The organism is Streptococcus oralis (genome assembly GCF_001578935.1).
In the GTDB taxonomy this organism is placed as follows: Bacteria; Bacillota; Bacilli; order Lactobacillales; family Streptococcaceae; genus Streptococcus; species Streptococcus oralis_R.
On record NZ_KQ969521.1, the window covers coordinates 862,287 to 886,491 of the forward strand.

Here is a 24,205-nt window from a genome sequence, read left to right on the forward strand (position 1 = left end):
ATGGCAAAAATCAAAGCTAGTACTAAACCAAAGAGAGCCCCCCCAAGCGTCAACATCAAGGTTGTCGGCAGTTGTTGGACAATCCTTGGAATTCCATCAAAGACCGAACGCAAACTAAAGAGCTTACCATCCGGAATGAGTTGCATCAAACTTTGATACCAATCTGATGCTAAAAATGTTGTAACAGTCATAAAAACATCCTCTCCTGATAATGATTCATTCTATCATACTTCTGCTCGCAAGCAAATTATTTGCTACGGGCTGATCAGACTTTGTCTATCTTCTAGTTTATCACACTTTAAAACAGGGAGGCTATATATTTTACCTATCAAGGAGATAAATAAAAACTATCTCAAACCTAAGTTCTCATAGGGTTTTCTATAGCCAATTTGTTTAACAGCACCATTCTCCACCAAAATTGGACGTTTCAATAACATACCATCGCTCGCTAGAAGCTTGGCTGCTTCTTGGTTTGACAGACTTCCCACCTTATCTTTTAGGCCCAGTTCGCGGTATTTGATCCCGCTAGTATTGAAAAATTGTTTCACTTCAAATCCGGAAGTTTCCAACCAGTTCAAAATCACGTCTTCACTTGGTGTTTCTTCTACGATGTGGACAGCTTGGTATTCCAGTCCAAGTTGATTCAATTCATTTTTTGCTTTCTTACAAGTTGAACACTTTGGGTATTCGATAAATTCTAACATTTTCTTCGCTTTCTATTCTTTGTTTTCTTGAAATGCTGCACCTTCATGTTGCAAGAGCCAGGCTTTCTTTTCGACTCCCGATGCATAGCCTGTCAAGCGATTGCCTGACCCCAGCACACGGTGACAGGGAACGAGGATGGACCAAGGATTGCGCCCCACTGCTCCGCCAATCGCTTGGGCAGAAGCCACTTGCAGGTCTTGAGCTATTTGTCCGTAAGTTACTATTTGACCATAAGGAATGTCCTGTAAGTAAGCCCAGACCCGCTTTTCAAAATCTGTTCCAATAGGAGCCAAAGGTAAGTCAGATAGATTCTCACCACTGCCTTCGAAATAGGTATCTAAATAGGAAATAACTTGCTCTAATACAGGATGGCTAACAACTTCTTCTATCGTTTCATCCCCTAATCCCCTCTCAAAATGCTTCTGCTCCTGCACCCAAATGCCATACAGATAATTGTCATCAGCAACTAAGGATAAGGTTCCAATTGGCGACGGGTAGAGCATTTTTGCGTACTTTTTCTGCTTCATTTCTTTAATTTTTGATAGGCCAAGCGTTCACCATCTACTGGCACCTTACCGACCTGTTTAAAACCGAGTTCTCCAAAAATATGTTGCATAGCCTTGTTTTGTGCATGCGTATCTGAACGAAAATCTAGATAATCAAAACCTTCAATCAAGCCTTCTAAGAAAGTCTGAGCAACACCTTGTCCTTGGACATTTGCTGCCACAGCGATACGGTGAAAGACCAGATATTCTGATTCTCCCCCCTGCCAACTTCCTTCATAAATGGCTTCATAGGCTTCCTCTGGACTCTTGGTCACAGCAGCATAGGCTAACAGTTCTCCCTCTTCCAAGGCCACATAGGCTTGACCTGAGATGATATCATCGATAATAACATCCGCATTTGGATAGCCATTTTGCCACTGGTCACTACCAGCATCTGCTAAACGTTTTTTAGCATCATCTATCACCCGCATAATCGCATCTACTTCATTTGGAAAAGCTAAACGAATCTCCATCTTTTCTCCTCATTTCTGACTAGTTTCTCTCATCATAGCATAATTTAAAGCTTTCTACAAGCAGTTGAAACTTGACTTTTGTTTTTTATTATTTTATAATCTAGTTATCAAAACTAGATAAAAAGGAGTTGGAAATGAATTCTAACTTTTCCTACCCAAAATGGGAAGACATTCCAAACATTGACCTCTATCTGGATCAGGTTTTACTTTATGTCAATCAAGTCTGTGCCCCTATCTCTCCAGATAAGGACAAAGGGCTAACAGCATCCATGGTCAATAACTATGTCAAACATGGTTACCTGACAAAGCCAGACAAGAAAAAATACCAACGCAAACAGATTGCCCGCTTGATTGCCATCACCACTCTCAAGTCTGTCTTTTCAATCCAAGAAATCGCTCAAACACTGAATACTCTGCAAACTCAAGCAAGCTCAGACCAGCTCTACGACGCTTTTGTAGACTACATGAACCATGGGATTGATCCAGAAAATCCTATTATCCAAACTAGCTGTCAAACGGTTAAACTCTATCATCAAACTCTAGACTTAATCCTTAGTAAAGACAAGGAGGAAATCCAATGAACACCCGTCTAAAGCTCAGTAAAAAACTCAGTTTTGGAGAGGAAATTGCTAATAGCGTGACCCATGCTGTAGGTGCCGTTATCATGCTCATCTTGCTCCCTATTTCATCCACCTATAGTTATGAAGCACATGGATTTTTATCATCTTTTGGTGTTTCTATCTTTGTTATCAGTCTCTTTCTCATGTTCCTCTCGTCAACCATCTATCACTCTATGGCCTATGGTTCGACCCACAAATACGTCTTGCGAATCATCGACCATTCTATGATTTACGTGGCTATCGCAGGCTCTTATACGCCGGTCGTATTGACTTTGATGAATAACTGGTTTGGATATCTAATTATTGCCATTCAGTGGGGAACGACCATCTTTGGCATCCTCTATAAAATCTTTGCTAAAAAGGTCAATGAGAAATTCAGCCTTGCCCTTTACCTGATTATGGGCTGGTTGGTTCTGGCTATCATTCCTGCCATTATCAGTCAAACGACGCCAATTTTCTGGAGTCTTATGGTAACTGGTGGACTCTGTTATACAGTTGGAGCTGGATTTTACGCTAAGAAAAGACCCTATTTCCACATGATTTGGCATCTCTTTATCCTAGCAGCATCTGCACTTCAATATATCGCGATTGTTTATTACATGTAAAAAAGTTGAGAATCTTTTCTCAACTTTTTTCTTTACACATATTGATAAAATACTGGTGCAAGCGAGCATCATCTGTCAATTCTGGATGAAAAGAAGTTACCAGCATATTCTGTTCTTGAGCTGCAACGATTTGATCGTCTACTGTTGCTAGAATTTCTACACCCTCTCCAACACTGCTGATAATCGGTCCACGGATAAAGGTCATGGGAATCTGACCAACTCCCTTACATTCTGCTTCTGTATAAAAACTTCCTAGTTGGCGCCCATAGGCATTGCGCTCTACTACTATGTCCATAGTCGCTAGATGACTTTCTTCTTGGGAAGCGACTTCCTTAGCTAGCAAAATCAAACCCGCACAGGTTCCAAAGACTGGTAAGCCATTGAGAATGGCTTCTCGGATGGGAAGCAGCATCTGCTGGTCACGCAAGAGTTTGCCCATGGTTGTAGATTCTCCACCAGGCAAAATCAAACCAGACAAGTCACTCTGACCTTGTTGAAAATCATCTAAATTTCTGATTTCGACACTAGCAACACCTAACTTTTCTAGCACTTTTGCATGCTCTTCAAAGGCACCTTGCAAGGCCAATATTCCAATTCTCATCTATTTTCCTCGCTCTGCCATGAGAATTTGAATTTCATTCTCATTGATACCAACCATGGCTTCCCCTAGGTCTTCAGAGATTTGAGCCAGAATTTGAGGATTTTGGTAGTTGGTTACGGCCTTAACAATAGCACTTGCTCGTTTAACAGGGTCGCCTGACTTGAAAATACCTGAACCGACAAAGACGCCCTCTGCCCCCAATTGCATCATCAGTGCAGCATCTGCTGGTGTTGCAACACCTCCAGCTGCGAAGTTTACAACTGGCAATTTTCCATGTTCATGAACGTATTGGACCAATTCAACAGGGACTTGCAAGTCCTTCGCAGCAACATAAAGTTCGTCCTCACGTAGATTTTGAATGCGGCGAATTTCCTGATTCATCATGCGCATATGGCGAACAGCTTGGACGATATCTCCTGTACCGGGTTCTCCTTTTGTCCGAATCATGGAAGCTCCCTCAGCAACACGACGCAAGGCTTCACCCGAGTCCTTAGCCCCACAAACAAAAGGAACTTGGAATTCTTTCTTGTCCACATGGAAACAATCGTCAGCTGGAGATAGAACTTCACTCTCATCAATATAGTCAATCTCAATAGCCTCTAAAATCTGAGCTTCAACAAAATGTCCGATTCTGACCTTGGCCATCACTGGAATGCTAACTGCTTCTTGGATTTCCTTAATCATCTTTGGATCACTCATGCGGGAAACTCCACCAGCAGCACGAATATCTGCTGGAATCCGCTCCAAGGCCATCACAGCTGCCGCACCAGCAGCTTCTGCGATACGAGCCTGTTCAGGGTTCTGAACGTCCATGATAACCCCACCTTTGAGCATCTGTGCCAAGTTTTTATTTAGTTCATAACGATTTTCAGTCATTTCTTAATCCTCATCATTTTTATTGGTAGCTACCATTTCATTTTAAGTCAGAACAGAATGAAGTACAAGATAAAAAAAGGATAATTGTATGGGTACAAATTGATACTCAATGAAAATCAAAGAGCAAACTAGGAAGCTAGCCGCAGGCTGTACTTGAGTACGGTAAGGCGAAGCTGACGTGGTTTGAATTTGATTTTCGAAGAGTATAACTAAAAAACTATCTGACCTTAACCTAAGGCCAGATAGCTCGTCAATTTTTATTTTTCAGCTGTAAGTGCAGCCATTGTAATGTAGTTGTATGGTTTGTTGAAGTGTGGCAAGAAGAATAGATCTGTCAATGCCAATTTATCAATGGTTACATGCTCTTGGATAGCAAGTGAGAACATGTGGATTCCCATACTGATAGCGGCATCATGTGAAACCATTTGTGCACCAAGAATTTCACGGCTGTCTTTGTCAAAGACAATCTTGATGGCAACTTCGTGATTGTCATGTTTGATAAATTCTGGTTTTTGAAGATCGTTAAAGCCTGTTTCAGTTGCGTTATAACCAGCTGCCTTGGCTTTTTCAAGAGTCAAACCAGTCGAAACCATGTGAAGTCCGTAGATAGAGATACCATTTGATCCTTGAACTCCGATTCCTTCCAATTCATGTCCACAAGCGTTGTAGGCACCAACGATTCCAGTACGAACAGCGTTTGAAGCAAGCGCGATGTAGCTAGTGTCTTTACGAGCATTGTCATAAACAGTTGCACAGTCACCAACGGCAAATACACCTGGAAGTGAAGTTTCTTGTTTCTTGTCTACAAGGAAGGCACCGTTGCGGAAGAGTTCAATCTTACCATCAGCAAGAGCTGTGTTTGGACGGAAACCAACAGCAAGAACCACCATATCTACATCAAATGTTGCTTTGTCTGTCACCAAGCGTTCAACTTTTCCATTACCTTGAATGGCTTTAACTGTTTGACCAAGAGCCAAGCGGATGTTGTGGTCTTCCAAGTTCTTCGCCATCATTTGTGTGAAGTCTTTGTCATAGTAACCGTTCAAGACAGTATCTACAATATCAACAAGGACAACTTCTTTTCCAAGACGTTCAAAAGCTTCAGCAAGTTCTACACCGATGTAACCACCACCAACAACGGCAATGCGCTCAAGGTGTTTGCTCTTGTCTTCAAGTTTTTCGATAACTTCTTCAGCGTTTTGGTACAATTTAACAAATTGTACATTTTCAAGAGTTGCTTTGAATTCGCGGTTTCCTTTAACAATTTCAACACCTTCTATTGGTGGCAAAATTGGAGTTGAACCAGTTGCAAAGATCAATTTATCATAAGACTCTTTGTGTTCTTTACCTTCAACTTCTGCAGTCACAACTTTGTTATCGTAGTCAATTGAAAGAACTGGTGAGTTCATGTAAACTTTAGCACCTTTTGCTTCCAATTTTTCTTTATCAGAGTAGAAGAGACCTTCTGGGCCATCAATTTGTTCCCCGATCCAAAGCGCCATTCCACAACCAAGGAATGAAATATTTGAGTTTTGGTCAAATACTACGATTTCGTTCTCATGTCCGAAGTTGTCCAACATGGTATTAATGCAAGCTGTACCAGCGTGGTTAGCACCAACTACAACGATTTTACTCATAGAAAAATTCCTACCTTTAATTTTTGATTTACCTTTCTAGTATATCATTTACTGTTAGCGTTTACAAGGCATTTGCTCAGAATTCTCTTTTTTTCAGAAAAAAATACACTTAACATTGATAAATCTAATTTTTCTATCGTTTTCACATTAATTTTGAGCATATTTCTTGACTTTTTGTCAAAATTCATTTGTGAAAACGCTGACTTTATGATATGCTAGATACATGGAAAGAAAATGTAAGGGGTTTAATTTTTCTTTAACGACCTTATATTGAATGATTTCCTATAAAGAGAAAGGAGCTGGTAGCTTGCCTCTTCATTCACGTTCTGAACGGCTAATGGGAACAACGATCACGATTTCATTAGTAGATGAACAGGCTGATTGCCTACTTCAAGGAGCCTTTGATTTGCTCAAGGAACTCGAATACCGCTTTAACGCCAACAGTCAAGAATCCGAACTGATGGAAATCAACTACCAGGCTGGAATCAAACCTGTTAAGGTTCACCCTGACCTATTTGAACTGATTGCTCTTGGACTTGAGCATAGCCTAGCTCCATCTAGCCATCTAAACATCAGCATTGGCCCCTTGATTCAAACCTGGCGAATCGGATTTGCAGATGCACGGCTTCCAGACTCTAAAGAAATCGAAGCTGTCTTACCTCTAGTTGACCCGCATTTTATCAAGTTGGATCCGACTAGCTCTACTGTCTTTTTAGAGAAGAAAGGAATGAAGCTTGATTTAGGTTGTTTAGCTAAGGGCTATAGTGCAGATAAGGTTGCCCAGTATTTGAAAGAACACGGTGTCACCTCTGCCTTGATCAATCTCGGAGGAAATATCCTCACCATCGGGAACAATCAAGCCAAAGAAGGGAAAGCCTGGCAGATTGGGATTCAAGATCCGCGAAATCCTCGTGGCAATCATCTCCTAACGATCCCTGCTTCTAACAAATCCGTTGTCACTTCAGGTATCTATGAACGCCACCTGACAGTAGATGGAAAAGACTATCACCATATCTTTGATAGTAAGACAGGATTCCCTGTCGAAACCGATCTTGCTAGCCTAACGATTGTCTCTGATAAATCCGTTGATGGTGAGATATGGACAACTCGCCTTTTCGGAGAACGAAGCGCTTCTATCCTCTGGCAAGTCGAAAGTATAGATGGCATTGAAGCCATCCTCATCGACAAAGAGGGGCGTCTTGCATGTTCTTCAGGCCTTCAAAATTGTATTATGTAAAAAGAGAAAGGAAATCTCATGCTAAAACTTATTGCCATTGTTGGAACGAACTCTAAACGTTCTACAAACCGCCAATTGCTCCAATACATGCAAAAACACTTTGCTGATAAAGCTGAAATTGAACTCGTTGAAATCAAGGATATCCCTGTTTTCAACAAACCTGCAGATAAACTTCTTCCCGCTGAAATTCTTGAAATTGCAGCTAAAATTGAAGAGGCTGATGGTGTGATTATCGGTACTCCTGAGTACGACCACTCTATCCCTGCAGTTTTGATGAGCGCTCTTGCTTGGCTATCTTACGGTATCTACCCACTTTTGAACAAACCAATCATGATCACTGGTGCTTCCTATGGTACACTTGGTTCATCTCGTGCCCAATTGCAACTTCGTCAAATCTTGAACGCTCCTGAAATCAAGGCAAATGTTCTACCAGATGAATTCTTGCTTTCACACTCTCTTCAAGCATTTAACCCAAGTGGCGACTTGGTTGACCTTGACGTCATCAAGAAATTGGATGCCATCTTTGATGACTTCCGTATCTTTGTGAAAATTACTGAAAAATTGCGCAATGCACAAGAATTGCTTCGCAAAGATGCTGAAGAATTTGACTGGGAAAATTTGTAAGATAGGAGACCGAAAGAATGAAATTTGTTGGACTTGTTGGATCAAACTACGATCAATCATATAACCGCAAACTCTTGGAATTTATTCGTCGCAATTTCAAATTCAAATTTGAATTAGAAGTCCTTGAAATCGACGAAGTACCAATGTTTAACCAAGACGAAAAATGGGACGAAAGCTTCCAATTGCGTTTCTTGTATAACAAGATTACACGTGCTGATGGTGTCATTATCGCCACTCCTGAGCACAACCACACTATCTCAGCTTCACTCAAATCTCTACTTGAATGGCTTTCATACGAAGTTCATCCATTTGAAAACAAGCCGGTCATGATTGTGGGTGCATCATACTACGACCAAGGAACATCACGTGCCCAAGTTCACCTTCGTAAAATCCTTGATGCTCCAGGTGTTAATGCCTACACGCTTCCAGGTAACGAATTCCTTCTTGGTAAAGCTAAGGAAGCTTTTGATAACGACGGAAATATCACCAACGAAGGAACTGTTAAATTCCTTGAAACTTGCTTAGATAACTTTGTAAAATACGTAGGAGTCGTTTCGAAATTGAAAAAACCAAAACCAATCGAACCAGAAGACTTGGATTGTGGAAAACCAATTGCTACAACCATTACGGAAGTTGATCCTGACGATCCAGAATGGGTAGAAAAAGTTGCTGCAATCACTGGAGCTGTTTCTGGTGATACCTATGTCAAATTGGACCACGGTATCTTGACAGTTAACCAAATCGATATGTTCTTGAAAGCTATGCCATTTGAATTGACATATGCTGACGACAACAACCAATTCCTCTACTACAACAACGCTCACCAAGATCCAGACACCATGTTTGCTAAACGTGTACCACCTCAATCAGGTAGCCGTATGTCTACTGTTCATGGTTCTCTTCCACCAGCACGTATGAAGAATGTAGAGTGGGTTATCGGAACACTTCGCAACGGAAACCAAGAATACGTTCGTACGATTGTTCCAGGCTCTCCTGCAGGTGTCATCAACACCCACAACTACCAAGCAATGTACTATCCTGATGGATCATACGCTGGTATCAATGAAATCGTCTTTAACTTCCAACCATGGCTTGACTGGTACCTAAAAGAGACTGGGCAACGTTTGGTGGGTGGTAGCGGACCATTTGCTCCTGCTGCTGGAGGTCATGGAGACGCCGATGCTACTTCTGGCGCTTCGGATTCAGGTGATGCGGGAGGCCACGGTGGTGGCGCAGACGCTACTTCTGGTGCAAGCAACTAAGAAATCAAAAAGGAGCCACTTGGCTCCTTTTTTTATTACAACAGAAAAGGGGCTTGTAAATCATCTACAAACCCCTTTCATTTTATGAGTTAGGATCATCTATACTACGGCCGTGCAAACCTTTTTCACGTTGTACTTGGCGTAGTTTTTCTGGTGTAACATCATTTCCTTCCTCGTCCACAATTTTAATTCCTTCAATATGGTGGCGAACAGAACGACGATATCCTTCGATATACTCCTCACGAAGTTTAGCTTGTTCCACTTTTTCAGCAGAAGTTAAGCCTTCTGTTTTTTTCTTTTTGGCAAGCTCGTTAATACGATCAATTTTTTTAGGATCCATGTTTATCTCCTTTATGATAAGGTTTAATCCATTTACCAGATTTTATTTGGTATTGATTTGGTTGAAACGTGCAAGTTTAGCTGCTTTCTTGGTTAATTGCGACAAGATAGCCAAGCGATTTTGTCGGACAGCCTGGTCTTCAGCCATTACCATGGTATTTTCAAAGAAAGCATCAATAATTGGGCTAAGCGCAAAGAGTTGTTCTAATTGCTGACTTGCAGCCCCTGACAAAACAAGAGATTCTACGGCTTCCGCCAAGGCTTTCTCTTCTTCATTCTCAAAGAGAGCATGATCAACAGTATCAGTTCCTTCGGCCTTTTCAGCCAAGTTAAAGGCACGAGAAAGAGATTCGACAGACGATTTGAAATCTTCTTTTTCGCTTGCTTCTACAAGAGCACTTGCTGCTTCTAGCATATCTGCCACAATAAAGTTTGAACCTGCGAGAACTGCTTCCTTAATGTCTTTTGGAGTTGAACCCATCATCTTATCAACACGAGCCTTGATAAAGTCCATAACCTCTGCTTTATTTTCATAAGTCAAGCTGTCGAATTTCAAAGCATAAAGGCTATCAATCAACTCATCCATAGCAATGTGCCAACCAAAAGCATCCAAGATACGAACCACACCTTGCGTCGCACGACGAAGGGCATAAGGGTCATTAGAACCTGATGGAATCAAGCCTACTGAGAAGAAACTCAAAATCGTATCCAATTTGTCTGCAATGGCTAGAATGGCTCCTACCTTACTCTCTGGAAGTTCTCCTTCAGCAGCTGTCGGCATGTAGTGTTCACGAATAGCAGCTGCAACTGCTGGAGTTTCACCAGCAAGAAGGGCATATTTCTCACCCATAATTCCTTGGAGTTCATCAAACTCACCAACCATCCCTGTCAACAAGTCAAATTTGTAAATAGCTGCTGCACGGGCTAGGTCAACTGTTTCATCCACTGACAAACCAGCTTTTTCTGCCAAAAGAATGGCAATCTGCCCTGTACGAATCATGTGTTCACGAAGGGAACCAATCTTTTCATGGAAGGTCACATGGTTCAATTTTTCAACAAGGTCAGAAATCACCAATTTTTGGTCTTCACGCCAGAAGAATTCTCCATCTTCCAGGCGTGCTACCAAGACTTTTTCATTACCCTTGATAACATTTTCCAAATGCTCTGCGTTCCCGTTACGGACTGAAATGAAGTTTGGTAAGAGTTTACCGTCTTGATCACGAACAACGAAGTAACGTTGGTGCTCTTTCATCGAAGTCACCAAAACTTCTTCTGGAACTTCAAGGTATTTGGCATCAAAACTTCCCATAAAGGCAGTTGGGTATTCAACCAAGTTCAAGACTTCGTTCAGTAAGTCAGCATCAATTTCGATACGTACGCCATGTTCAGCTTCGATTGCTTTGATTTGGTCAACTATCATTTGCTCACGTTCACGTGGATCCGCGATTACAAACTGCTTACGAAGGTCTTCTTCGTAGCTCAATGCTGACTGAATCTTGGTTTCTTGTCCCAAGAAACGATGACCACGACTCACACGACCGCCCTTAATATCAAGGAAATCCAAGTCAAACTCTTCTTCATCTAAAAGAACTGTCAAAGTGTGTACAGGGCGGATATATTCAAAAGTGTTGTTAGCCCAGTGCATGCTGACAGGAAAAGTTAGTGACTTCAAGACGTCTACTACACCTGGAACAATGGCTTCAACTGGTTGCCCCACTTCTTCCTTGGTAACATAGACATATTCTTCACCCTTGATTTCACGGAATTCAATATCTTCAACTGTCAAGCCTTTTCCACGGACAAATCCTTGAGCTGCTTTGGTGAAGTTTCCATCACTATCCAAGGCAATTTTCTTTGCTGGTCCCTTGAAATCCTCTGTCAAATCAGACTGTTTGTCTGCAAGACCAGTCACACGAACAGCCAAACGACGTGGTGTTGAGAAGGTTTGAATGGCTTCAAAGGACAGGCGGTTTTCCTTGAGGAAGGCTGCCATTTTTTCACCTAGTTGTTTTTCACTTGGAGTTACTACGTAGGCTGGTAACTCTTCAAGACCGAGTTCTACTAATAAGTTTTTTGTCATGTTTTTCTCCGAAAAGTATCTTTTTATTTTCCAGTTGGCCTTATGTGATTGGCACGCAAGCAACCAACTTCGTTGTTTCATTGCTAAAATTGGAGCCAAAAGTCTCCAATTTTGCCTAGTATCCTTAGCTTCACTAAGGATACATTCACCACTGTGGCAACTGGCTCAGGGCTAACTCTGTTCGCCCATTTTCGTAATTTGTCACTCTCTTTATTCTGCGTCTTCTGCTAAGAGTTTAGCTCGTGTTGCTTCATCCAAAAGTGGGTAGCCTAGGCGTTTGCGTTCTGCGACAAAGGTTTTGGCTACGACACGGGCCAAGTTACGGATACGAGCGATATAGCCTGCACGCTCTGTTACGGATACGGCACCACGCGCGTCAAGTAGGTTAAAGGTATGTGAACATTTGAGAACATAGTCATAGGCAGGGTGAACCAATCCTTCTTCCAAAGCACGACCAGCTTCTTTTTCAAACTTATCAAAGTTTTCAAGTAACATTTCTTGGTCCGAAATTTCAAATGAATATTTTGAGTGCTCGTACTCAGGCTGGATGAAAATTTCTCCATATTTTACGCCATCGGCCCACTCGATATCATAAACAGAGTCCACTTCTTGAATGTAAGAAGCCAAACGTTCCAAACCATAGGTAACTTCCGCAGTCACAGGGCCCGTTGCCAATCCACCAACTTGTTGGAAATAAGTGAACTGAGTGATTTCCATTCCATCAAGCCAAACTTCCCAACCAAGACCAGCTGAACCAGTCGATGGATTTTCCCAGTTATCTTCAACGAAGCGAATATCGTGCTCCAAAGGATTGATACCCAATTTTTCCAAGGATTCAAGGTACAGTTCTTGAATATTTGATGGAGAAGGCTTCATGACCACTTGAAATTGGTGGTGTTGGTAAAGGCGGTTAGGATTTTCCCCGTAACGACCGTCAGCAGGACGACGTGATGGCTCTACATAAGCCGCATTCCATGGCTCAGGACCGATAGCACGAAGGAAAGTGTAAGGACTCATCGTCCCCGCACCTTTCTCATTATCATAAGCCTGCATCAGCATACAGCCTTGGCCATTCCAAAATTGTTGCAAAGTCAAAATAATTTCTTGAAATGTTAATTTCTTAGACATTGAATACTCCTTAATAAAAAATGATTTCTTGCGACACGAGTCTGCCTCGTCGATTATACGAGGCAAGACGAGTTAGTACTGCGTCTAGCTCAGCACCCTAGTGCTGAGCGTGGGGCAGTCCGACTATAAGGAGGTCTCTGCCACTGACGCAGTAGAAAGTCAATTTTTTAGACATTGTTTACTCCTTTTTTATAAATTCTTATGACTTTGGATACAAAAAGAACCGTGTCTTTGCTCCTAAGTCTGTGACCTAGGGGCGTCTGAAACGCGGTTCCACCCTAATTTATTACTTCATTGTTTTTAAAAATACGACAGAAAGCGCCAGTTTCTTACCTTGTTCTACTTGGCTCCCACTACCCCAAGCTCGCTTGAAGAACGCCATAAGACTTTCTTTCCTAGCTAGTATTATAGCAGATTTTCTAGCTAGTGTAAACAAAAAATGAGTCTGAAAACAAAGTTCCAGACTCATTTAATAGTAAAGCTTCAGAAAGTCCTGTTTAAGGAAGTCTTCTTGCCTTTGGTTTTTTGCCATGCAAATTTCTCTTGGCTTGTTTCAAGGCTGTAATGGCATCTTTGACATCTTCTTGGCTAGCTCCTGGATCATTAAGGAGTTCCTGTGCCTCTTTAAAAGTTAGAAGATAAGCTACTTTTTCTTTCTTGTCTGCATAGATAAATCTCGCATTCTTTTCTTGGAAAAGTCGTTCATCCTTGATCAGTTTCTTCAGACTAGAGAAGTCAGTAGCTTTGCCATTTAATTTGCTTTTAGCTGTTGCTAGAGCAATGAGAGATTGGTCAATTTGATCCTGTTTGACTTTAGGATCCACAACTAGTAAGGCAATTTCTTGGAAGGAACGATCATAAGCTCGACGTACTTTTTCCTTGGCATTAGCATATCGTCCAGTTTTAGTTGTTGCATAGTAAGCTTTCATAGCTTCTTTCAAGGCTGTAACGTTCGAATCTTTTCCATCCAAAGCCTTACCAGCAGCTTCCAGACTAGCGAGAACGCCATCAATCAATTCTTGCTTCAACTTGCTTGACAAGGCTGACTGCGCCACTTGGAAAGCTTGGTCATAAGCTTTTCTCTTATCTGCACTACTATTAAAGTAGCGAGACGTTTCTACCAGTTCTTTTTGTTGATTTACCGCAGCAAGCAAGGCCAACTTAGACACAACAGATAGACGCAAAGCATTGTTTCGACCTGGCTGAACGAGCAAGGAAACGAGATCTTCAATGAGTTCATATCCAGTTGGCAAGGTGACCTCTACAGTATAACGACCTGTAGCAATTTTCTTACCAAAGGCGTATTGCCCGTATTTTTCAGCAGGAAGAGTGATACTTGTCCCATCTTCACCTTTCAGAACCACAGTAGTCGTCTTTGGAACTGCTTGATTGAAGGAAACAGACACAGGTGCATATTCTAGGAGATTTGCTAGGAAGGTAATGGTTTGGAAACTATTTTCTTCCGTCAAGTCAAACTCTTGGGACAAGGCACTGATAAATTTCAATTCTGTTCGATCATAACTGAAAATTTCTGCTGTATAATGACCAAATTGTAAAAAATGAATCGCTTTTGCCTTGTCAACATCAACATATTGTCCCTTGCTATTTTTGATTCGATAGACGTAGAGGGTATCAATATCCTGGTTTGTTTTTGCATCCTTCAAGGCAATTTTCACTCGACCACTATTTTGATCGCGCACAAGTTCAGCAAGTGAGATATAGTCTACATTTCCTGCATGATCCTCAACAAGATAGTAAATATTAGCCTTGTCAACATCCTTAGGAAGTGTATAACTACCGTCAGCATTGGCCTTAATCAGATGGGTGTTCTCAAGCGCACGAGTTCCAGACTGGTCTTTCTCAGATAGAACCATGGTCCCATTCTGGTCAAATGGTGTGATATAGAAGACTTTTTCTGAAAGGATACCGCCTTGACCCACATCTTTGGGTTTGCGAGCTACGAATTCTTGGTTTCCATCTTTAAAGCGAATATAACCACTTGTGATGACAGGTTTTTGAGTATCAATTTGAATTTTGAAGGTCGTGTATTGTTCTTTGGCTCCTGGAACATCTGGTGTGTAACTAATAACATAGTCATATAAACCATCTGCAACGGTATTGCCATCAAAATCCTGACCTCTCCAAGCGGTATTATCTAGAATATAACTCTTCAGATTTCTACTGTCTCCATCAAAATAATTCTTACGAAGATCCTTTGCATCGCCCTCCCAAATAGGATGTTCATGCTTGGTATCCGTAGCCGCATAAACTGTAGCCCGAAGATTTACAAGATTTCTCAAAGCAACCGTTTTGTATTCAACTAGGTCTTTGTTTCCATCATCGTTTGGAGAAATAGCAAGACGGACATTCCCTTTTTCGTCCAACTGAAGAACATGCTTGCCTTCAGCATTTTGTTCGATTCCAAGAACGGTAATTCGGCGTCCTTGGCGTTGACCTTTAGAAACTAGAAGATCATTTTGCAAGGTAGCGAGATAGGTGGCATCATTAGAGTAGTTAACGGCAGGATTTTCCTTGTCAACTTCCGTGTAAAATCCATTTTTCCCTTCTCGGACAAGATTGTAAATTGGTTTTTCGACAGCGGGGAGATTTTGGAATTCTCCTCGAAAGCCCATAAATGCAAGACTCACAATATCCCCATCATCTGCTGGATCTACAAAGCGAACAAAACCTTCAAGGAAATAGCCATTTGGCATTTGTTTGCTGAGTTGATCAGCAAATTTTCGAGCATCCACTTTAACAGTGACTGTTTGACTGCTGTGGGCTTTGACCATCACTTCAGGCCAGACTGTCTCCGTTAGTTTTCGAGGTCGAAGGGTGAATTTTCCATCTTGGATATCATCTGTATTGGTATTCACTACCATCTTGAGAGTACGGTCAGTATCTGAAATATTGTGTACAGTAACCTTAAAAGTAAATTGGTCTCCAACATTTCCCAAAGTCACACTCGGATAACCATTTTCACCAGTTACATAGAGGTCGGTTGAAACTGCAGCAGCTGTATCCACAATACCAGAACCTTGCTGACGAGGTGAGGTATAAGTGCCTGTATCCTTATTAACATGTGGTTTTGCAGTTGACATAATCAAGGCCTTGACAGTCTCTGATACTTGCTCAGGAGTCAATTCTGAATGGTGTTTTTGAAGGTATTCCTTAACCAGAACTGCAACACCCGTAACGTGAGGAGCCGCCATACTGGTTCCGCTGATACTACCATAGGTATTGTCGTTAAAGGATGAGTAGATATTGCCGCCAGGAGCTGTCACATCCGGTTTCAATTGTCCATCGGTGGTCACTCCCCAACTTGAAAAGTCAGATAGCTGATTGGCTACATCCGAAGGACGATTGTCCATCTTACCATTAAAAACAATCTTGTAGTTTCCTGATTTTAAGGCTTCACCATACTGTTTAGAAATAAATACGGAAGGAATTTTCTTTGCCTCATCATCAATAGACATATTGATGTTTGCACCTTCTACATTATTGTAGATCAAAGCACCAACTGCACCGTGTTTTCGTGCATTTTTGATCTTCTCTGAAAAGTTCATAGCTCCTCGCTGAATGAGGGCAAGTTTCCCAGTTAAATCCAACTTCGCAAAGTCTTCTTCACGACCTAACCCTGCTTCGACGTATTCATACTCTTTTCCTTTTTCAAAGTCCTTATCTGCTTCAGGTTGATTATAATCAAATTTTCCGTTATGAAGACCGGCATTTCCCTCTAGACCTTTGACTTCAAAAACCGCTGTTGTCAATGTTTTGTTGTTGACAGAAGCAACTGAAATCGAATCCTCAACAGTGGATGGATTTCCAACCAAGCCATAGTCTGGGTTTTCGGCTAGTGGTTTTGAATAACCATTTCCGAATGTATTGCTATTTCCTGCTGAGATAAGAACAGAAACTCCCTTGGTACGAGCCCGTTTGATGGCATCCACAATATCAGAACCAGCATCTACCATAGAACCAGTGCTAGATCCCAAACTCATATTAATGGCATCTGCTCCCAAGGCAACTGCGTCATCAATCGCCTTTACATAAAGGGCAGAACTGGTCGTTTTTTGGCGGTCTGAAAAGACACGCATAAACATAACTTGGGCTTCTGGCGCCACACCATAGACCTTTTCACCATTTGGTGCTTCTTTATCAGGGTTTCCAGCTGCAATCCCTGTTACGTGCATTCCATGAGAAGTTCTTTCTGCTTCTTTGATTCTATCTGTTCCGTCAAAGTAATCATAGGCATAGACAACCTTATCACTATACCATTTACCGTAGTCGATTCCAGTAGCCTTTTTAGCTGCTTCGATGGCTTCCTTGTTTTTAAATTTTGCTTTTGACGGATCCGAAATTCGAAGAACCTCATGATTCAAATCAATCCCTGAGTCAATAATGGCAACAACGGTCCCTGTCCCCTTGTAACCAGCCTTCCAAGTTTTCGGTACTGTGATGATATCATTACTTGAAAGACTATTGGGTTTTGCAGATTCAGTATTTTGTTTTTCCTTTTCAGTAGTTGCTGTCTCGCCAGTAGTTTTCGGAGCTGTCGTTACTTTAGCCTCTTTTTTCTCCAAGTCAAAAGCCTTCTCAGTAGCAGGCGCTGGACTGGTATCTACTGTTGTTTCTTTTTGAACGACACCTTGATTTTCTTCATTTGCAACTGCGCTATCTTTCCCTGATTCTTGGGCTTCAGCAGTTTTATCAACCGGAGCTTCTACCTTAGCATCTTGTTTACTAGCATCCTCTTTAGAAGTTTCAGCTTCTTGTTTCTCTCCAACTACTGGAGCTATCACATTAGTTTTGGTTTGGTCTGTTGAAGAGTTTGAGTGTTTATCGTCTTTTAGCTCTGTCTTGATTGCCTGAGTTTGTGCTTGATTTTCACCTGTACTCTGCTCATTGGCACTGACTTGACTTGCTCCAAAAACCAAAGCAGTTCCCAATAAAACTGAAGCAAGACCAAATTTGTATTTCCGTAATGAAAAACGTTGTCGTCTATTCATAAATAATCTCCTTTTTCTTTAAAGTATACCTATTATAACGCAAATAACCATAAATTTTCATAAAAATCTGAATTGTCACAAAAATGTAATATTTACGTATATGTTTTACTTATTTAATTTTATCATTCGTGTTATTTGCTCTATCAAACCAATATTTTCTAAGTTCGTTCCTATATTTCAATCCATAGAATTATTTCATTATACAAACAATTTAGATTTTTTATACACAAAAAGACTAGGATTTAAAATTCCTAGTCTTTGTTATTTCGGTATAAATAGATTTTACAATCTAAAAATCCATCTCATCCACACGCGGTGCACCAGAAGTCACCGAGATGGTCTTTAAGACTTCTCTCTCTTCTTTGCTGAGTTCAATCCCAAAACAGTCAAGATTGCTCTGGATACGAGAGGCTGTCACTGACTTAGGTAGAGGTAAAAATCCTTCTGCCAAACTCCAAGCCAAGGCAATTTGAGCTACTGATTTCCCATGCTTAGCAGCAATTTCTCGGACTTCTTTCTGTTCAAACAACTCCCCTTGCCCAAATGGTCCCCAAGACTCTAAGAGAATTCCTCTCTCTCTACAGTAGTCAACCACTTCCTCTTGGTAAACCCCTGGCGCCAAGCGCACCTGATTGACCGCTGGAATGACTCTTGCTGTCTCAAGCAAAGCATCCAAATGATGGGGAAGAAAATTACTAACGCCGATAGCACGGATTTTACCTTCTTTATAAAGGTCCTCCATCGCTCTCCAGACTTCAGCATTGCGAATTTTCCATTCGTCATTTTCTCTTAGTGGTTTTGGATTTGGCCAATGGATAAGGTACAAATCTAGATAATCCAAGCCCAGTTTTTCCATTGATTCTTCAAATGCTTGGCGAGCTTCATCATAGCTGTGATTGGTATTCCAGAGTTTGGTCGTTACAAAGATTTCTTGGCGTGAAATACCGCTATCTCGTATAACACGACCAACACTCTCCTCATTTTTATAGATAGCTGCAGTATCGATATGACGATAACCAGCCTTTAAGGCTTCTAAAACGGCTTGGTAGGCTACCTCTCCATTTTCAACTTTCCATGTTCCAAATCCTAAGACAGGAATTTCCACTCCATTATTTAATTGGTAATTTTTCATTCTATTTCCTTTCACATACAAGAAAATCTAAAGAGATTACTTCGGGAAAGCCGAACATTCTCTCTAGATTTTATGCTTATTGATTATTATCATAGTAGAGTTCATGCGCCTTTAAGCGACCGTTGAGCAACTCTGGAACCGTTACAAATTCATACCCTTCACTCTTCAAATACTCAATAACTTTAGGTAAACAATGAACTGTTGTCTCATGGATATCGTGCATGAGAATAATGGAACCATTACGTGCCTGATGCTGAATCTCTGTTAAAATAGCTGTTTCATTTCTACTCTTCCAGTCCAAACTATCCACATCCCACATGATAAAACTCAAGTCAAGATTATTTTGAATATCATCAGTGATTGCTCCATAAGGTGGACGCATCAGTTTAGAGCTTGAGCCTAGAACTTGAATTAACAAATCTTCTGTATCAGTGATTTGCTTTTTAGCATCTTCAAGAGACAATTTAGAAAGAACAGGATGATCCCAACTATGATTTCCAATAACATGACCTTCAGATTTCATACGCTTGAGAAGGTCTTCATTACCTGAGATGTTTTTTCCAAGTACAAAGAAGGTTGCTTTTACACCGTACTTAGCTAAAGTATCCAAAGCTTGTGGAGTTGTAGACGGATTTGGACCATCATCAAATGTGAGGGCTACAACTTTTTTATTTTTCTTTACAAAGTAAGCTTGGTAGAGTTCAGCGTCCTTTTCTAATAGATAAGAGGACTCAACGACATCAAAGAAACTGGATATTGGTAAAGCAATTTCCTCAACAGTCTCTCCAGCATTAGCAGGATAAAGGATGATTTGACTATCCTTATAATCAAAAGTCCAAGATGTCAATTCTTGGTCTGTGAAGCTCTTTATAACTTGATCAATTTTTGCCTGGTCAAGTTTCTTATCTTCTAGAGTTGATTTGATTTGAGTCAGTAAGAGTTCCTTAGCCTTGCTTGCATCTTTGAAGAGTTTGCTGAGGTCAAAATCTTTCCCATCTTCAGTCAAGAAAATTTTCCCTAAAGAAGTCTTTTCTTTTTCTTCAACCTTTGATGCAGATAAATCGTAGACTTGCTTGCTGATATTACGAGCAACAACTCCCTTTAAGACAGGATCCAACTGTTCAGTATAATAAAAGACCAAATCCTCTTTATCTTCCAGCTTTTCTTTAATATCCTGGTTGATTTTTTCTCTAACAGACGCAATGACTTCCTCTCCTTGCAGAGGGTAGTAGGCAATCACCTCAGCTTGACCTTTTCGAAAATGGTCCTTCTGACTACCTGAGTTAAATTGCTGGTCCTTTTCGCTTTTTAGCACTTCAATTTTTTGTTCGTAAGATTGCTTTTGTAGTAGCTTATAACCAATAGCACTCCCTAATAGAATCGTAGCAATTCCAAAGATTCCAATAAGGGAAAGCAATAGCCTTCTCGTTTTATCGTGAGAAACACGTTTCGCTCTATTTTTTTTCATATTTCCATCATATCAAATCGAGGCTATTATTTCAATGATAAACAGGGATTCTGGCTTCTTTTTAGGAAAATAAAAAAGCTTAGAAATCTTCTAAGCTTCTATTTTTAAAAACGAATCGCTTCACGTGTTTTCTCATATGAGGTTACAAAACGGTTTGTAACCCCTGGTTCAGCAACTTCCAAGGCTTGTGAAATTTTTTCAAATGATGCCTTGTAGTCAAACTCTTTTTCAAAAATTTCAAGCGCTTCGTTGAATGCTTCTTGGATACGTTCATCGAATGAACGGTAACGGTTTGAGTATTGCAAGAGTTGCTCCGTCAAGGTTGCATATTGAACGATATCATAGGTTTCTGTTTCAAGTGCTTCCATATCATTTGTTGCAATTTCAAGAACGCGTTTAACCGATTCAATATTCACTTGCGGTTGTTCTAACTCTGCCATCAGATCTTCTGTGTTATGACTCGCAGTAAAGAAAAGTTTCAAGAAACTTTGAGGAATACCTGGCAAGTTTCTCTTCTCCATGTAACGTTTGATGGTATGCAAACGGTTCACATAGACATTTGCTTTTTGGCGAGCATTGAGGTCGTCTTTTTCAATTTGCGCAAGTCGTTCGCTAACAGAGATTTGCTCATCCTCAATATCCTTGAGGTTGCTTTGAAGCATTTCCAACTGTTCTTCAAGAACAGAGTAGGCTTGTGTTGACTCACCTTGATCCTCTGTCACTTCCATGATTGCCGTATCAAGTGCAGCCAATTCTGCTTGAAGACGACGAACATGATTTCCATCACTTTCAGGAAGAAGGTAGGTTTTAGTCAAGCGTTCAAGATCTTGAACAAGCACCTGATTATTTTCTTTCAAGTGGTTGAGATAAGTTGGTAATGTAGCAAGAAGACTTTCAACTACTTTTTGAGCTGCAATTTCACGAGTGAAGATATCATAAAGTGCGTTGATTTCTTCTTGGATGCGATTATTTTCATACTCTGCATTGTCCAATTCCAACTGACGAATATTTTCTTGATTATTTTTCAGAGATTCGTGCAAAAGTTGGAAACGAGACTCGATATCTGTTTCTGTAAAGTGGTAGTTGGCATCCAACAGCTTGCGATAGCCTTCTTCCAAATCTGCCAATTGGTCTGGCAATTCTTTTGTCAAGTTTTCAACAAGAGCTGGAATTCGCTCAACGATGTGTGTCAAAGCGAGAATATGATTTTCGGTTGAATCAAGAATTGCAGCCGCTTCAACTGGGTCACCTGATGAATTTAGGGTAACAAATTGAGAGAATTCAGATTGAATGTTTTCCAATTGTTTCTCAATCTCAGGAAGGGCCTTACCATATTTCTCTGAATCTTCTGCAACGGTATGTTGAAGGGATTCAAACAAGTCCAAGGCATGAAGGACACGACCACTGTTCTTAGATTCTTGTTTTTCAAGTTCTGAGAGAGCATTGCGAATAGCAGCAATGTCTTCTTCAATCAAGCCGATTTGGCTCTCAATTTGATCAAGTTTGTGTGTTGCCTTAAAGAAACGGAAAGAATTATTGTAGCCTTCAGCTTCAAAGAGATGATTTTCAATGTCAGCAAATGAGTTCAGAGATAAATCAACCCATTTTTGATTCCATTCACGAAAGGTTACCTGACTTTGACCAATCAAGTGCATATTTTTAACGGCTTCAACTTCATCATTGACAGGAAGATTGTAAAGCTCTTCTTTTCTTTCTTCGAGAGCTGTTAACCTACTTACATTGCGCTTACGTAAAAATATGGCTACTCCATAAGCTAGAATCAAAATGACTGCAATTGCAACCATAAGATAAATTAGTTGTCCGTTAGACATATTAAACTCCTTTTATACTAGAAACAATCGTAATGATTATATCATATTTTTTAAACCAAGGGAACTATTTCCCACATTTTTTAGACGTCAAGTGTACTGTAAACAGCGTTTTCTTCGATAAATTCGCGACGAGGTTCCACTCGATCTCCCATCAACATATCAAAGATTTTATCTGCTTCGGCAGCATCATCTACCGAAACACGCGCCATCAAGCGATGTTCAGGATCCATGGTTGTTTCCCACAATTGGTGGTCATCCATTTCTCCCAAACCTTTATAACGTTGGATGGTTGGTTTTGAACGCCCTTCACTGTGACGTGCTAGGGCTTCTTGGAGTTTAGTTTCTTGATCTGCACCAGGTTGAATGTATTCTTTGATCTCACTTCCAACTTTAACCCCATAAATCGGTGGTTGGGCAATGTAGACATAACCAGCCTCTAAGATTGGTTTCATATAGCGATAAATCAAGGTTAGCAAGAGAGTTCGAATGTGGGCTCCATCAACATCGGCATCGGTCATCAAAACGAGTTTTTGGTAACGAGCCTTAGTAACATCAAATTCTGCACCAAATCCTGTCCCCATGGCTGTGAAGAGACTCCGAATTTCTTCGTTAGCAAGAATTTTATCCATGCTAGCCTTTTCAACGTTCAAGATCTTACCACGAATTGGTAAGATAGCTTGGAACTCACGGTTACGACCAGATTTGGCTGATCCACCAGCTGAGTCTCCTTCGACGATGAAGAGTTCGGTTTCAGCAGGGTTGTTCGAAGAACAGTCTGCTAGTTTTCCAGGAAGATTGGAAATTTCCAAACCAGATTTCTTGCGTGTGACTTCACGCGCACGCTTGGCAGCTACACGAGCCTTGGCAGCTAAAATTCCTTTTTCCACGATACGCTTGGCAATCTGAGGATTTTCCATGAGAAAATCAGAGAAAGCATCACTGAAGAGACGATTGGTAATCTTAACTACTTCGCTATTTCCAAGTTTGGTCTTAGTTTGTCCTTCAAACTGTGGATTTGGGTGTTTAACTGAAATTACCGCAGTTAATCCTTCGCGAACATCTTCCCCTGTTAAGTTGTCTTCATTATCTTTAAGCAACTTATTCTTACGAGCATAATCGTTGATAACACGCGTCAGTGCTGTACGGAAACCTTGCTCATGCGTACCACCTTCATGGGTGTGAATGTTATTGGCGAAACTCATGACGTTTTCGTGGTAACCGGTTGTGTACTGCATGGCTACTTCAACTGTGATATCATCCATCTCACCGTCTGTGTAGATTGGTGTATCAAAGATCACATCCTTGTTCTCGTTGATATATTCAACGTAGCTAGCAATCCCACCTTCATAGTGGTAATGATTGATTTGTTCCAGACCTTCACGCTTATCTGTGATGGAGATTTGAAGACCGCGATTTAGAAAGGCTAACTCTTGAATCCGTTTATTTAATTTATCAAAATCAAAAGTTGTTGTTTCAGTGAAGATTTCTGGATCCGGTGTAAAATGAACTGTTGTTCCAGTTCTATCTGTGTCCCCAACCACCTCAAGATCTGCAACAACATGACCACGACGGTATTCTTGGTAATGAATCTTACCGTTTTTATGAACATGAACATCTAGTTGAGTTGAGAGAGCATTTACTACTGATGAACCTACACCGTGCAATCCACCTGAAACCTTGTATCCGCCACCGCCGAATTTTCCTCCAGCGTGAAGGACTGTAAAAACGGTCTCAACAGCGGGACGTCCTGTCTTTTCCTGAATATCAACAGGAATTCCACGCCCATCATCCACAACGGTGATGGAATTATCAGGCTCTATAAAGACTTGGATGTGACTGGCAAATCCAGCTAGGGCTTCGTCAATTGAGTTATCAACGATTTCCCATACTAGATGGTGAAGACCTTCTTTTGAAGTCGATCCAATATACATACCTGGACGCATACGAACAGCTTCAAGTCCCTCCAAAACTTGAATTTGACTGGCATCATAATCTTGTGCCTGTTGATTTTTGATTTCTTCTGTCATTTTTT

General features: G+C 40.9%; 19 protein-coding genes and 1 pseudogene. 5 read left to right on the plus strand and 15 right to left on the minus strand.

The features are described 5' to 3' along the window. The 4 genes and pseudogenes from SORDD15_RS04345 to SORDD15_RS04360 all read right to left on the minus strand — a co-directional run. Nucleotides 1-191, minus strand: a pseudogene (locus SORDD15_RS04345) (amino acid ABC transporter permease); the annotation flags it as partial. Between the two features lie 156 nt (nt 192-347). Next, the gene (locus SORDD15_RS04350; RefSeq protein ID WP_061414740.1) at nt 348-704 is read right to left on the minus strand and encodes an arsenate reductase family protein; all 357 of its coding nucleotides are present in this window, start codon (nt 702-704) and stop codon (nt 348-350) included. Nucleotides 705-716: 12 nt separating this feature from the next. After that, nucleotides 717-1,232 carry a methylated-DNA--[protein]-cysteine S-methyltransferase gene (locus SORDD15_RS04355; RefSeq protein WP_061414745.1) on the minus strand — a complete coding sequence of 172 codons (516 nt, stop codon included), beginning with the start codon at nt 1,230-1,232 and terminating at the stop codon, nt 717-719. After that, nucleotides 1,229-1,723 carry a GNAT family N-acetyltransferase gene (locus SORDD15_RS04360; RefSeq protein ID WP_061414748.1) on the minus strand — a complete coding sequence of 165 codons (495 nt, stop codon included), beginning with the start codon at nt 1,721-1,723 and terminating at the stop codon, nt 1,229-1,231. The genes SORDD15_RS04355 and SORDD15_RS04360 overlap by 4 nt, the downstream gene beginning before the upstream one ends. A 134-nt stretch (nt 1,724-1,857) precedes the next feature. Between SORDD15_RS04360 and SORDD15_RS04365 the strand changes: the two genes are divergently transcribed. Further along, the gene (locus SORDD15_RS04365; RefSeq protein WP_061414751.1) at nt 1,858-2,304 is read left to right on the plus strand and encodes a DUF1836 domain-containing protein; all 447 of its coding nucleotides are present in this window, start codon (nt 1,858-1,860) and stop codon (nt 2,302-2,304) included. Then, nucleotides 2,301-2,948, plus strand: coding sequence for a PAQR family membrane homeostasis protein TrhA (gene trhA, locus SORDD15_RS04370; protein WP_061414754.1), 648 nt, complete (start codon nt 2,301-2,303; stop codon nt 2,946-2,948). Before SORDD15_RS04365 ends, trhA begins: the two co-directional genes overlap by 4 nt. A gap of 19 nt (nt 2,949-2,967) precedes the next feature. On the opposite strand, the gene pdxT is transcribed toward trhA, so the two are convergent. The 3 genes from pdxT to nox form a co-directional block, all read right to left on the minus strand. Then, a complete protein-coding gene (gene pdxT / locus SORDD15_RS04375; RefSeq protein WP_061414757.1) occupies nt 2,968-3,549 on the minus strand; it encodes a pyridoxal 5'-phosphate synthase glutaminase subunit PdxT in 582 nt (193 codons plus the stop codon). After that, nucleotides 3,550-4,425, minus strand: a complete 876-nt coding sequence (gene pdxS / locus SORDD15_RS04380) for a pyridoxal 5'-phosphate synthase lyase subunit PdxS (RefSeq protein WP_061414760.1) — start codon at nt 4,423-4,425, stop codon at nt 3,550-3,552. 257 nt (nt 4,426-4,682) lie between these two features. Further along, nucleotides 4,683-6,062 carry a H2O-forming NADH oxidase gene (gene nox / locus SORDD15_RS04385; protein WP_061414763.1) on the minus strand — a complete coding sequence of 460 codons (1,380 nt, stop codon included), beginning with the start codon at nt 6,060-6,062 and terminating at the stop codon, nt 4,683-4,685. A gap of 307 nt (nt 6,063-6,369) precedes the next feature. Between nox and SORDD15_RS04390 the strand changes: the two genes are divergently transcribed. The 3 genes from SORDD15_RS04390 to SORDD15_RS04400 are packed head-to-tail and all read left to right on the plus strand — an operon-like array spanning nt 6,370 to nt 9,185. Beyond that, a complete protein-coding gene (locus SORDD15_RS04390; protein WP_061415672.1) occupies nt 6,370-7,299 on the plus strand; it encodes an FAD:protein FMN transferase in 930 nt (309 codons plus the stop codon). 18 nt (nt 7,300-7,317) lie between these two features. After that, on the plus strand, nt 7,318-7,923 hold the full coding sequence (locus SORDD15_RS04395) for an NADPH-dependent FMN reductase (protein ID WP_000915930.1): 606 nt from the start codon (nt 7,318-7,320) through the stop codon (nt 7,921-7,923). 17 nt (nt 7,924-7,940) lie between these two features. Further along, on the plus strand, nt 7,941-9,185 hold the full coding sequence (locus tag SORDD15_RS04400) for an NAD(P)H-dependent oxidoreductase (protein ID WP_061414765.1): 1,245 nt from the start codon (nt 7,941-7,943) through the stop codon (nt 9,183-9,185). A gap of 82 nt (nt 9,186-9,267) precedes the next feature. On the opposite strand, the gene SORDD15_RS04405 is transcribed toward SORDD15_RS04400, so the two are convergent. The 8 genes from SORDD15_RS04405 to gyrB all read right to left on the minus strand — a co-directional run bounded on the left by SORDD15_RS04405 (nt 9,268) and on the right by gyrB (nt 24,200). After that, complete coding sequence (locus tag SORDD15_RS04405) at nt 9,268-9,525, minus strand: DUF896 family protein (protein ID WP_000371300.1); 258 nt, start codon at nt 9,523-9,525, stop codon at nt 9,268-9,270. A 42-nt stretch (nt 9,526-9,567) separates the two neighbouring features. Beyond that, a complete protein-coding gene (gene glyS, locus SORDD15_RS04410) occupies nt 9,568-11,604 on the minus strand; it encodes a glycine--tRNA ligase subunit beta (protein WP_061414768.1) in 2,037 nt (678 codons plus the stop codon). A gap of 210 nt (nt 11,605-11,814) precedes the next feature. Then, entirely contained in the window at nt 11,815-12,732 is a 918-nt protein-coding gene (glyQ, locus tag SORDD15_RS04415; RefSeq protein WP_061414771.1) for a glycine--tRNA ligase subunit alpha, read from the minus strand. Nucleotides 12,733-13,229: 497 nt separating this feature from the next. Next, the gene (locus tag SORDD15_RS04420) at nt 13,230-17,741 is read right to left on the minus strand and encodes a S8 family serine peptidase (protein ID WP_061414774.1); all 4,512 of its coding nucleotides are present in this window, start codon (nt 17,739-17,741) and stop codon (nt 13,230-13,232) included. Between the two features lie 289 nt (nt 17,742-18,030). Further along, nucleotides 18,031-18,873, minus strand: a complete 843-nt coding sequence (locus tag SORDD15_RS04425) for an aldo/keto reductase (protein ID WP_061414777.1) — start codon at nt 18,871-18,873, stop codon at nt 18,031-18,033. Between the two features lie 76 nt (nt 18,874-18,949). Further along, nucleotides 18,950-20,341 carry a peptidoglycan-N-acetylglucosamine deacetylase PgdA gene (pgdA, locus tag SORDD15_RS04430; protein ID WP_061414779.1) on the minus strand — a complete coding sequence of 464 codons (1,392 nt, stop codon included), beginning with the start codon at nt 20,339-20,341 and terminating at the stop codon, nt 18,950-18,952. A gap of 104 nt (nt 20,342-20,445) precedes the next feature. Next, nucleotides 20,446-22,173, minus strand: coding sequence for a septation ring formation regulator EzrA (gene ezrA, locus SORDD15_RS04435; RefSeq protein ID WP_061414782.1), 1,728 nt, complete (start codon nt 22,171-22,173; stop codon nt 20,446-20,448). An 80-nt stretch (nt 22,174-22,253) separates the two neighbouring features. Continuing rightward, nucleotides 22,254-24,200 carry a DNA topoisomerase (ATP-hydrolyzing) subunit B gene (gene gyrB, locus SORDD15_RS04440; protein WP_061414785.1) on the minus strand — a complete coding sequence of 649 codons (1,947 nt, stop codon included), beginning with the start codon at nt 24,198-24,200 and terminating at the stop codon, nt 22,254-22,256. Between the last annotated feature and the right edge of the window lie 5 nt (nt 24,201-24,205).

Coding starts and splice junctions, on each gene's coding strand:
- SORDD15_RS04350 (WP_061414740.1), bottom strand. CDS start 704: ATGTTAGAATTTATCGAATACCCAAAGTGTTCAACTTGTAAGAAAGCA.
- SORDD15_RS04355 (WP_061414745.1), bottom strand. CDS start 1,232: ATGAAGCAGAAAAAGTACGCAAAAATGCTCTACCCGTCGCCAATTGGA.
- SORDD15_RS04360 (WP_061414748.1), bottom strand. CDS start 1,723: ATGGAGATTCGTTTAGCTTTTCCAAATGAAGTAGATGCGATTATGCGG.
- SORDD15_RS04365 (WP_061414751.1), top strand. CDS start 1,858: ATGAATTCTAACTTTTCCTACCCAAAATGGGAAGACATTCCAAACATT.
- trhA (WP_061414754.1), top strand. CDS start 2,301: ATGAACACCCGTCTAAAGCTCAGTAAAAAACTCAGTTTTGGAGAGGAA.
- pdxT (WP_061414757.1), bottom strand. CDS start 3,549: ATGAGAATTGGAATATTGGCCTTGCAAGGTGCCTTTGAAGAGCATGCA.
- pdxS (WP_061414760.1), bottom strand. CDS start 4,425: ATGACTGAAAATCGTTATGAACTAAATAAAAACTTGGCACAGATGCTC.
- nox (WP_061414763.1), bottom strand. CDS start 6,062: ATGAGTAAAATCGTTGTAGTTGGTGCTAACCACGCTGGTACAGCTTGC.
- SORDD15_RS04395 (WP_000915930.1), top strand. CDS start 7,318: ATGCTAAAACTTATTGCCATTGTTGGAACGAACTCTAAACGTTCTACA.
- SORDD15_RS04400 (WP_061414765.1), top strand. CDS start 7,941: ATGAAATTTGTTGGACTTGTTGGATCAAACTACGATCAATCATATAAC.
- SORDD15_RS04405 (WP_000371300.1), bottom strand. CDS start 9,525: ATGGATCCTAAAAAAATTGATCGTATTAACGAGCTTGCCAAAAAGAAA.
- glyS (WP_061414768.1), bottom strand. CDS start 11,604: ATGACAAAAAACTTATTAGTAGAACTCGGTCTTGAAGAGTTACCAGCC.
- glyQ (WP_061414771.1), bottom strand. CDS start 12,732: ATGTCTAAGAAATTAACATTTCAAGAAATTATTTTGACTTTGCAACAA.
- SORDD15_RS04420 (WP_061414774.1), bottom strand. CDS start 17,741: ATGAATAGACGACAACGTTTTTCATTACGGAAATACAAATTTGGTCTT.
- SORDD15_RS04425 (WP_061414777.1), bottom strand. CDS start 18,873: ATGAAAAATTACCAATTAAATAATGGAGTGGAAATTCCTGTCTTAGGA.
- pgdA (WP_061414779.1), bottom strand. CDS start 20,341: ATGAAAAAAAATAGAGCGAAACGTGTTTCTCACGATAAAACGAGAAGG.
- ezrA (WP_061414782.1), bottom strand. CDS start 22,173: ATGTCTAACGGACAACTAATTTATCTTATGGTTGCAATTGCAGTCATT.
- gyrB (WP_061414785.1), bottom strand. CDS start 24,200: ATGACAGAAGAAATCAAAAATCAACAGGCACAAGATTATGATGCCAGT.